The organism is Tunicatimonas sp. (assembly GCF_049647865.1).
Taxonomy (GTDB): Bacteria; Bacteroidota; Bacteroidia; order Cytophagales; family Cyclobacteriaceae; genus Tunicatimonas.
This window is the reverse complement of record NZ_JBARYM010000190.1, coordinates 1-11,016: the sequence shown is the minus strand read 5'-3', so window position 1 is coordinate 11,016 and position 11,016 is coordinate 1. Positions and strand designations below refer to the sequence as shown.

Here is an 11,016-nt window from a genome sequence, read left to right as displayed (position 1 = left end):
CCATTTATCTACACTGCGGACGCCTAATTGACGGTAAAAGCGATCAGGTTCGAGAAGAGGTGACCGTAATTATCGACGGTGATCAAGTAAGCTCAGTAGTTAATGGATATCAAGATTCTGATAACACTCAACTGATTGATTTGCGTAATTATACTGTGCTACCCGGTTTAATCGATATGCACGTGCACATTCAGAATCAGAGTAGTAAAGACAATTATTCTAAAGGCTTCAGAATGAATGAAGCTGATGTAGCCTTAGCAGCAATTCCTTATGCCGAAGCTACCTTAATGGCTGGGTTTACTACGGTGCGGGATGTTGGCGGCGATGGAGTAAATATCTCACTAAAGAAAGCTATTAATGCCGGGTACATTAATGGCCCTCGCATTTTTACTTCAGGAAAAGCACTTGGCACTACTGGCGGGCATGCCGATCCGACCAACGGTCTTCGGAAGGATTTAATGGGCGACCCTGGCCCGGCCGAAGGGGTAGTGAATGGACCAGAGGATGCCCGAAAGGCTGTTAGACAGCGGTATAAAGAAGGGGCTGATATGATTAAGTTAACCGCAACCGGAGGAGTGCTTAGCTACGCTAAAGATGGCTCCGGGCCTCAGTTTACTACCGAAGAATTAGAAGCTGTGGTAGAAACTGCTACCGACTACGGAATGCATACGGCCGCCCACGCACACGGTCCGGAGGGAATGAAACGAGCGGTAATGGCCGGAATTACCACTATTGAGCACGGTACCCTGATGACCGAAGAAATTATGGATTTGATGATTGAAAAGGGTACATACTACGTGCCTACCATTACTGCGGGAAAGTCGGTAGCCGATTCGGCTCAAATCCGAGGGTATTATCCGTCGATCATTGTTCCTAAAGCTCTGGCAATTGGCCCTATGATTCAGGAAACATTTGCTAAAGCCTACCAGCGAGGAGTAAAGATCGCTTTTGGTACGGACGCGGGAGTGTTTACCCACGGTAAAAATGCCAAAGAATTTACCTACATGGTTGAAGCCGGAATGCCGCCCATGATAGCCATTCAATCGGCTACAATAGTTCCGGCTCAGATTCTAGGAGTGGTTGATCAGATAGGTTCAATTGAAGAAGGAAAATTAGCCGATATCATTGCAGTAGCCGACAATCCGCTGGAAAATATTGAAGTGATGGAAGAAGTAATACTAGTAATGAAGGAAGGAGGAGTCTACAAACAGCCTGAATAGTTTTCAGCATGTTTGTAAGCTAAAATAGATCGCCTCGTAAGCTTACTTAGTGACGGCAGCTAAATGCTTTTTGCGGAAATGCTGAAAATGCAGATACGCCAACCCTACTGAACTAAGTACAGAAATATATAGAGCGGGTACCCAACTATCGTGCAGTAGCAATGCTACAGCGAAAATTGCCCAAACTGCCCACATCCATTGAGACAATCGCCGTCCACCTTTGGGTAGATTATGTTCATGATGAGTAGCTAAGAAGACCGCCAAGCCACTTAATAGAATAAAAACCCAATCGAGGTATTCCCACCTCTCAACGAGTGGCTTATTTATTAAACCATAAATTACTAGCATAGGGACAAGTAGGCAGTGTACAATACACAAGCTAGCACTTACAATTCCTAAAATATCGGCTTGTTTTTCCTTCATAATCACGCAACAAAGTTGCAAGCTAGTAAATGCAACGCAATTGCAGAAAATTGGTTCACTGCCTAGCAAAAGATTACTTATAAAATTTGTCAGTACTATAAACCCGGCGAAGGGTTAGAAATTTGTGCACTCACTTAACCTCTTGAACTAACGGGGCAAAACGAAAAAATACAGATTCTTTTCAATATAGACTAATCAGTTTTTTATATAAAATTGTTTTAATGTAATAAATTATATAATTTTAAGAATTACAGAAATGATAAAGTGAAATAATGAGGCAGTTTATAATAAATTATGTAAGGTTACTTACTACATTCATCTTCTTTTCAACTATCGTACATGGCCAAAATATTGACCCTAAATTTAATCCATTTATTCGTACTCATGCATCTGTTTATGGAATGGTAGTACAGTCTGATGGGAAAGTAATAGTTGGCGGCGATATTGAAAGTGTAGCTTATGAAAAAGTGCCCACTCTTGTAAGATTGACCGAGGGTGGGCAACTTGATAAAAGCTATCAGGTACCCTACGAAAATTGGCAAACATACAACATGTCTTTAGATAGTGAAGATCGGTTATACATAATAAAAGAAAGCCAAGGCTGGCAAAGAGATTTAACCCGATTGCTTACAAATGGTACAATAGATAATCAATTCTCAGTAGACGAGAGTATAGAGTACATTGATCATTTTACCACTCAGGAAGATAAGTGCATACTGGTAACTTCTAAATGGGATGGTAATGCGTCTATTACACGTATTTTAAGATTAGATGAAAGTGGAAATAGCGATAGCAGCTTTGAAGAGTATCAGATGAAAGAATCGTTCCTAAAAGTGATCATTCAACCTGATAACAAAATACTGATTTATGGTATAGATTATCGAGATAATTCTTCGGTTATAATTAGACTTCATGAAGATGGTAAAGTAGATGAAAGTTTTCAGTTTGATGGCGAGCTTAAGGGAAATCATCCTAGTATAGAAAATATTTTTGCCCAGCAAGATGGTAAATACGTAGTGTACGGTTATTATGAATTCTACAATGATGTTCCTGTTCCAGGGCTAGTAAGGCTCAACAAAGATGGTTCCTTTGATAAAAATTTCATACTTCCCGGGCCAACGGCCAATGCCTTTAGAGGAACTCTCACATCAATTCAGCAATTGCCATCGGGAAAATACGCGGCATTAGGTTACAACTACAGTGATGAAAAGGGAGGCTTTTACCGAATAATCTGGCTAAACGAAGACGGCTCGCTAAATAATACTCGCAAAACGTATGAGTTTTACAAAGCTTTCAACCAATACCAACAGAACCTAAAAATGGTATATCACCAGGGGCAGCTATTTGTTGGCGGGGCATTCAGTAGTGTGAACAATACACCAGCAAAAGGAGCCGTTGCTATTAATGAACAGGGACAGCTAAACACTAACTTTCTTCCTGACTTAGGAGGAAAGCCTTCCGTAAATGATGCTTTGTTAGCGAGCGAAGGTAGTCTGATAATTTCGGGAAACTTCACTGAAATTAACGGTGTTTCAGCGAATAGCATCGCAAAATTATCTGCAGTCGGTAAGGTTGATGAGGCATTTAGTAGTAATATTAGTATCGGACCAGAAATGAGGGTCAATACAATCGTTCTTCAGCCAAATAAAAAAATTCTAGTGGGTGGCAGCTTCAAAATGCCTAATAGGTATGAGCAGTCGGGGGTTATTAGGTTAGAAAGTAACGGAAAGTTAGACCAGAGCTTCTCAAGTGAAATTAATCATTCGGGCGGAGGAGCTACCAAAATACATTTGTCTGAAGATGGTAGTATGCTGGTAGCGGGTCATAGTAACTATTACGTCAATACCGTCTATCGGAATTTGATTAAGTTGGATAGTACAGGCGCTGTTGATTATTCATTTGCGCCGGAAATTGAAGAGGAAGTACAAATTAGTGGGATGCTAGTTACAGATGACGGTATTCTGATCGGCGGGGAAAAGTGGGTTGAAGCAGACGATGTAGGATATACAAATGTAGGGTATATAAACAAACTGGATTTTACCGGTCAAGCTGATTCTGCTTTCTCACCAGAAGCAACGGTAGGCTACAAAATAACAACGTTTGCTCTTACAACAGATAAAAAAATACTGGCAGTAGGAATGAGTGTTGGTGGATACGGAAGCAACGACGTAATGCCTGTTATCCAAATGGAATCTAATGGTGAACTTATAGACCGGTTTTCGGTAGGCGTAGGTGTTAGCCATCATCCTTACTTTTCTTCAATAGTTTCCGCATCCGACTCAACATATATATTAACCGGTAGCTACAATCGCATAAATCGAGTCGCTCGTAAAGGCTTATCCATGTTTGACTTAAAAGGGCGAGTATATAGCGATTTTCGTTTTGATCTGGACGGCAGTTCGCAGGGTATACTGTTTGAAGATGAAGACCGAAGTCAGGCAATAGTTTACGGAAGTTTTTTAGCTATCAATGATTTAGCAGGTTTCTCAGGTATTGCTCGTCTAAATTTAAAAGCCCCGCGGGCACCTTCGGATCTACAAGTTTCCATTGACGAAAGTCGGGGAATTGTACTGCAATGGCAAGATAGTTCGGAATATGAACTAGGCTACAGAATATACCGTAGCAGTGAAAATGCGAAAGGATACGAACTTATTGATAGCGTAGGAGCTGATATTACAATCTACGTAGACCAGAATATTGATCTGGCTACCAACTATAGCTATCAAGTGGTTAGTATTGGGGACGGAATAGTGTCAAACAACTCAAATCCAGTTCAGGTAAGTACATCTTCACTAAGTTTACCTACGAAACCAGAAGGGCTTTACGCTACCTGGAATAACAATAGCCTACATCTTAAATGGGATAATCCATCAGATAAGGTGATAGGTTATCTTATCGAAAGGGCAGAGGAAAGTGAATTCACAATGATCGATACAGTGGAGACAGGATATAATTATTACTACGATACACAGGTAAAACGCGAAGAAACGTATGAGTATCGTATCAAAGCATACAATATTGTTGGCGAATCAGAATACTCAACTAACACAGCGTACATTCCTTCGCTTATAACCTCCACCACTGAGGAGGTAAAATTTACTGAAAAGGTGTACCCTAATCCTAGTTCGGGAGTATTTACATTAGCGATTAATTTAAAACCAACTGACAAAAGTACTATTCAAGCGTATAATATACACGGAAACCTATATCGTGATGTACCCTATGTTTTAGATGATAAAAAAGTGATAATAGACATTTCTTCATATTAGGACTTTCGCTTTTGCGTGAAGATACAGTATATTATTAGGATGCTACACAAGCAAGATTATATCAGCTACCTGCTCAGTGCCCAGACCAACTACACCTGTACAGAATTAGCTAATCATAGAGCAAACCTAAGTCATGATGCAGTGAGTGACTTTTTGAGGAGAGAGCGTTTTACTCCTTCTCAGCTTTGGGAGATAGTACGTCCTCATATTGAAGATGATAAAGACGCCGCCATCATTGTGGATGATAGTGTACAGAACAAACAGTATTCTCGTTTCATAGAGTTAGTCAAGTGTCAGTATTCAGGTAACGAGCATGGTACTGTGCGGGGCATTGGCTTAGTGAACTTCGTTCATTCGGCGGGCAACGATGAAGACTTCTGGCCTATTGACTACCGCATCTATCACCCTGATACGGACGGCAAGACTAAGAATGACCACTTTCAAGAGATGTTCAAGAGGCTTGCCACCCACAAGAACATTCAGGCTAGAACTATTTTATTTGATTCTTGGTACAGCTCAATGGATAATCTTAAACTCATTCATCGTAGCGGTTGGACATTTTTCACCACCCTGAAAAGCAACCGCATGGTCAGCGTGAGCCGAGATATTGGCTATCAACACCTGGATGAACTAGATTTTGATGAACAAACATGGGCGAAAGGCCTAACTGTTAAACTCAAGAAAATACCCTTTCAAGTAAAGCTTTTCAAGATAGTGGCCCTAGACGGTCGCATTGACTGGATCGTTACTAACGATTTAGACCAGCATGTTAACCGCTTTGTCGCTGAACTAAAAAATGACAACCGGTGGCAAGTGGAAGACTTTCATCGGGGCTTCAAGCAGTTGACTGGGTCTGAAAGATGCCAATGTCGCAAGGCACGTTCGCAGCGAAACCATTTAGCTTGCTGCTATCACGCTTGGGTGTCTTTGAAGGTTAGGGCCAAGCAACTTGGAACTACCATCTATCAGATCAAGTATAAGCAACTCTCCGATTATTTGGTCAATCAGCTTTATTACCCAACCATTCCGGCATTGTAACCATCAAAGCGATAGTCCTACATATAAAACAGGTGTCTACTTTTTAGTAATAAAAAATAAGGCAGATAGTACTCCTCATCTATTTCGCCTACTGAAACTTTAGGGAACTATAAATCAATAAAAAACAGCACAATCAGCGCAATAAGTACTGGGCCGCCCAAACCAACTAGTATACCTAATAGTCGAAAATCGGATTGTTTTAGGTAGCCAGTGGAAAATGCAATCGCATTGGGTGGGGTAGAAATGGGGAGGAAGAGGGCCGTAGAAGCTGAAAGTCCAATGACTAACGATATAAGCAAACTGTGATCGGGTAGAAATGAGGAACCTACCGGAATTAGAATACTGGCTGCAGCAGTATTGCTCATAATGTTGGATAGAAAGGTGGTTAGCCACCCCATAATCAACAGCATCACCACTACATTATTAAACATAGGAATACTACTAACAATATGATTTGCCAAACCAGTATCACTAATTACCATACCTAAAGTTAAACCACCAGCAACTAATATAAGCGTATCCCAAGGGAGTAGGCGTAGGTCCTCAGCTCTAACTACCCCGGTTACGGTAAAAGATACAATAGGTAAAAATGAAATAACGGCTACCGGAATGTTGTGCAAAGTAGAAGTAAGCCACAGTCCAACGGTTAAGGTAAAAGTAACAACAACAATAACTCTGTAACGGTACTGGGTTCGCTGAGAAGTGGTGGGGGAGGCTGCTATTTGTAGTTCTAAACGATCATACTGCGTTTTGTAGTGGTTCTTCAAAACCAACCAAATCACAAAAATTGAGGTAAAGGCGATAGGTGCTCCTACCAACATCCACTGAGAAAAGCCGAACGAAAAGCCTTGGCTTTGAATTATACCGAGGGCAATAGCATTAGGCGGACTACCAATCACCGTCCCCATACCTCCTAAAGTCGCCGCCGCCGCAACTCCCAAAAAGACTGCTTTTACGAGCGGGTCTTTTCGGTCTACCTGCTGGATAATTGGAGTGAGAATAGCAACCATCATGGCAGTGGTAGCAGTATTAGACATAAACATACTGAGCACCGCAGTGACGAGCATACAACCAAGTAGAATATTATACGGACGGTTGCCAAAATAGTGTAAAACGAACCGAGAAAACTTTCGATCAAAGGCCGTAACCTGCGCACCCATTGCCAGGAAAAAGCCACCAATTAGAATCCAGATAATGGGGCTCGACCAAGTACTAACGTATCTCTCCCATTCCTTAGAAACCACCATTAGGTCAATGCTATCCAGAAAATACGTGGAATAGCCAATGACTAGTATACTTACCGCAAATGGTGGAATTGCCTCACTAATCCACAGTCCGGCAGCAAATAGAAGTAAGAATAAGGCATTTACGGCTGAGGTAGACATAGCGTCGGACCGTAGCAGTTGAGTTAATATAAGGGCTAGTAGCGACACCCCCAGAAAGAATGATACTTTCTGAATAAGAGGCCATTTCTTTTGCAAGAAGCGTAGGGCGGCAAATCTAGAATCAGCCATAATTAGGTGTGGTTTAACTAAATATAAATTTCGCGTTTTATTCGCCGCATAATTACGATAGTTCACCACTTGATATACTGATATAAATCAGTTTTTGACCTGAGTTTTGCGAACATATTTAATAGGAAAACAACTACTTTAGCATTCAACCTAAATATTATACCTACATGAGTAAGATTAAGAAAATCCTTATACCAGTTGATTTTACCGATACCTCCGAAAATGCGCTAAAATATGTAGATCAGTTTCTTCATAATGATAATACTACTGAGGTGGTGTTATTGTATGTCTCTGATACTACACTTAGTGAGGAGAAGAGCAAGGAAGTAGAGAGTGCTTTTCATCAGTTAGCTAAACGGGTACTATCTTCGGTAAAGGCTCCTTATTCTTTCCAGCAAAGGTCAGGTGAGTTGGTAAAAACAATTCTGGACGTACAGGCTGAGACGGGGGCTGACCTGATTTTAGTTGGAACAAAGGGATCAGAAGCAACGGAAGAGCAGGCTACATCCAATACTGCCAATTTAGTGCTGAAAGCCAATGTGCCAGTATTGGTTATTCCGGAGGGGGCTTCATTTGCTATGAAAAATATTGCGTTAGCATTAGATAAAAATGAAATTGATGACTTCTTCCTGCTTAGTCCACTGCATGCTATTGCGCGAAAGTTTGATGCAGCAGTTCATTTGCTGACAGTTCAGACTGAGGAAAATCAGGTTGTCTCACACGGAAAAAATGCGGGTCTACTGGAGTATTATCTTGAAACGCTAGATCACCACTGTGCTTTTCCGCAAAACACTGATATTGAAATAGGCATTTCTGATTATGTTACTGAAAACAATATTGATCTGCTGGTTATGTTACCCCGGGTTCGCGCTACGAAAGGCATTCCTTCAGAAGGCCGTCTTATAAAAATTCTCACACTGCGTACAAGAATTCCTCTTCTCACACTGGATTAGCCGAAATACTTACGGTGAAGTAGTAGTAATCAAAAACAGAAGTTTTCTCATAAACGCGCTTTTTTTACTTTTACAACATATTAAGAAATTACTGCATTGGTCGTTACTAATTCTTCAGAATCTAAAAGTGATTCAATTGATTTAACGTATAGAAGCGGTAGATCAGAGTGAATAACCTATTGCTCAGAGGCAATTTTCACAGTTACCTGCACTAAAATGCAACTTATGAATCATTAATTATGCTATGGAGTTAAAGCCCAATTTTTTGAAGTACTCCTGTAGTGTACACATAGCAGTCAGCTGCTGTAAGCTTCGGAACGATGATAGCATCATTGTAACTGTAACAAACCAATCTGAATAAGACCAATAATAAAGCCTAGTACTCCACCTAGAATCTCAATAAATTTAAATTCTTTTTGCATAATAGAGTAGAGAATTTCCTCCAGTTTGTCACTAGAAAAATTGACCACCTTTTCGTATACCGTACGCTCCACATCTACCTCTTTCTCTATTTTGTTAGCAAACTGACCAATAAGTTCCGGTAGCATTAATTCCAATTCCTGCTGAAGGGTTGCTTTAATCTTTACCCGCATTTCATCACTCATAAATACGTAAAGCATCGGCATACTTTCCATCATACGATTTTCTAAAAAATCATCCAGTTTTTCATCAATAACCTGATGCACCTCGCCCAAATTATCCGGATTAGTGATCGCGCTACGCACATCTTCCATTGAAAAGAGTTCATCCGACACAACTTTTCCTAGCTTCTCCGCAAGCTTCTTTTGTCGTTTCGGAAAAATACCTTGTATTTCCAGAAAGAGTATTTTCACTTTCTCCCGAGGGTGAAAAAGCATTTTAATGGCAATAAAATTTGTAATCCACCCCGTAAGGGCGGCAATAATTGGTAGAGTAAGTATAATCATGTAGATGCGGTGTATTATGGAGTTAACGTGTTCAGGTATGCAGGTGTTAGACAATTTTAGCATGAGTTTCAAAGTTATTAAAGAACATTGAATAACAGGTATCTACCCTCTTAAATACAATAGCATTAGGAAACTATAATACTATAATCCCTAAATTTTGTATCTTACCTCTTAATTTTAACCGATTACAAAATTTGTATGCAATGACTAAAACAAAACACCTAAATCGAAGAAACTTTATGAAAACATCTGGGGCTGCTGGGCTGGGGGTTACCTTCCTTAGTAGTGCTGTACCCGTTTTTGGGAAAAATGCTCCTAGCAATCAACTGAATGTAGCAGTAATGGGAGTGCATAGTCGGGGGAAGGCATTGCTCAACGAAATCTTGAAATTAGATGGGATGCACCTTTCGCATATCTGCGATGTTGATCAACAAGTATTAGATAAAACCTTACAGGATATAAAGGAATCAGAGCTGCAGAAGAAGCAACCTAAAGGGGCTTCTGATTTCCGCAAAGTCTTAGAAGATGACGATGTTGATGCTTTAGTTATTGCCGCACCTGACCATTGGCATGCTCCGGCTGCACTGATGGCTTTACAGGCAGGCAAGCACGTTTACGTGGAGAAACCATGCGGGCACAATCCTCGTGAGGGAGAGCTACTGGTAGAAGCGCAAAAGCGTTATGGAAAAGTTGTACAAATGGGTAACCAGCAGCGTTCGGCCCCTGAGTCTATTGAGGTTATTCAGCAGATTAGAGATGGGATTATCGGTCGTCCGTACTACGCGAAAGCATGGTACGCTAACGGGCGTGGATCGATTGGTGAGGGCAAATCGGCTCCCGTGCCTGAGCATCTTGACTACGAACTATGGCAGGGTCCTGCCCCCCGCAAACCTTATCAAGACAACCTTATTCACTACAACTGGCATTGGTTTTGGAACTGGGGAACTGGCGAAGCCCTAAACAACGGTACGCACGAAATTGACGTTTGTCGGTGGGCACTAGGGGTGGATTATCCCATCCGAGTAGGTTCTCAGGGCGGACGCTACCACTTCAACGACGACTGGGAATTTTACGATACTCAAATTGTTAATTACGATTTCGATAACGAGACCACCATTACTTGGGAAGGCAGAAGTTGTAATCCCAATCCGGTGAAAGGCCGCGGACGGGGCTCGGCTATCTACGGTACCGAAGGAAGTGTTATTTTGGATCGTAATGGTTACGAGGTATACGACATGAAGAATAATCTCATGGAGGAGAGTAAAGCTAGCGATAAGGCGGCTTCTATGGATACCCAAGGAGGTGATAGCATGACAGGTACACATATTGCCAATTTTCGAGACGGAGTGGTAGACGGAGCTACGCTAAACTCGCCAATTGAAGAAGGACATAAAAGTGTATTATTATGTCATTTGGCTAATATATCGCAGGAAATGGGGCGTACCCTCATGATTGATCCATCGAGTGGACGGATTAAAGATGATAAAGAAGCGATGAAAATGTGGAGTCGGGAATATGAACCGGGTTGGGAACCCGAGTCTGATACTCTGGGAATGGGTAACGAATAAATAGACGAAAGCCTCTGCCTAGCAGAGGCTTTTTTAGTTACTGTTTTTGTTGGATATTCCGAGCTTTAGCAGATTGAGATCAGGGTTATTTTTTAAGCCACGATA

General features: G+C 41.3%; 8 protein-coding genes. 5 read left to right on the top strand and 3 right to left on the bottom strand.

Annotated elements, in window-relative coordinates; genetic code table 11:
* On the top strand, positions 1–1,220 hold a 1,220-nt coding region (locus tag WBA23_RS05755), incomplete at its 5' end, for an amidohydrolase family protein (protein WP_424581296.1).
* 42 nt (positions 1,221–1,262) lie between these two features.
* Here WBA23_RS05755 and WBA23_RS05750 read toward each other — a convergent pair.
* A complete protein-coding gene (locus WBA23_RS05750; RefSeq protein WP_424581295.1) occupies positions 1,263–1,643 on the bottom strand; it encodes a MerC domain-containing protein in 381 nt (126 codons plus the stop codon).
* Between the two features lie 401 nt (positions 1,644–2,044).
* Here WBA23_RS05750 and WBA23_RS05745 point away from each other — a divergent pair, with 401 nt between their 5' ends.
* Positions 2,045–4,912: a fibronectin type III domain-containing protein gene (locus WBA23_RS05745; RefSeq protein ID WP_424581294.1), complete on the top strand. Its 2,868-nt coding sequence runs from the start codon at positions 2,045–2,047 to the stop codon at positions 4,910–4,912.
* A 39-nt stretch (positions 4,913–4,951) separates the two neighbouring features.
* The gene (locus tag WBA23_RS05740; RefSeq protein WP_424581293.1) at positions 4,952–5,950 is read left to right on the top strand and encodes an IS701 family transposase; all 999 of its coding nucleotides are present in this window, start codon (positions 4,952–4,954) and stop codon (positions 5,948–5,950) included.
* Positions 5,951–6,057: 107 nt separating this feature from the next.
* Here the strand turns inward: WBA23_RS05740 and WBA23_RS05735 are convergent, their stop codons facing one another.
* Positions 6,058–7,464 carry an SLC13 family permease gene (locus WBA23_RS05735; protein WP_424581292.1) on the bottom strand — a complete coding sequence of 469 codons (1,407 nt, stop codon included), beginning with the start codon at positions 7,462–7,464 and terminating at the stop codon, positions 6,058–6,060.
* A gap of 167 nt (positions 7,465–7,631) precedes the next feature.
* Between WBA23_RS05735 and WBA23_RS05730 the strand changes: the two genes are divergently transcribed.
* Positions 7,632–8,417, top strand: a complete 786-nt coding sequence (locus tag WBA23_RS05730) for a universal stress protein (protein ID WP_424581291.1) — start codon at positions 7,632–7,634, stop codon at positions 8,415–8,417.
* 329 nt (positions 8,418–8,746) lie between these two features.
* Here the strand turns inward: WBA23_RS05730 and WBA23_RS05725 are convergent, their stop codons facing one another.
* Complete coding sequence (locus WBA23_RS05725; protein ID WP_424581290.1) at positions 8,747–9,343, bottom strand: DUF445 domain-containing protein; 597 nt, start codon at positions 9,341–9,343, stop codon at positions 8,747–8,749.
* 203 nt (positions 9,344–9,546) lie between these two features.
* Between WBA23_RS05725 and WBA23_RS05720 the strand changes: the two genes are divergently transcribed.
* Complete coding sequence (locus WBA23_RS05720; RefSeq protein ID WP_424581289.1) at positions 9,547–10,911, top strand: Gfo/Idh/MocA family oxidoreductase; 1,365 nt, start codon at positions 9,547–9,549, stop codon at positions 10,909–10,911.
* The last annotated feature ends 105 nt before the right edge of the window (positions 10,912–11,016 follow it).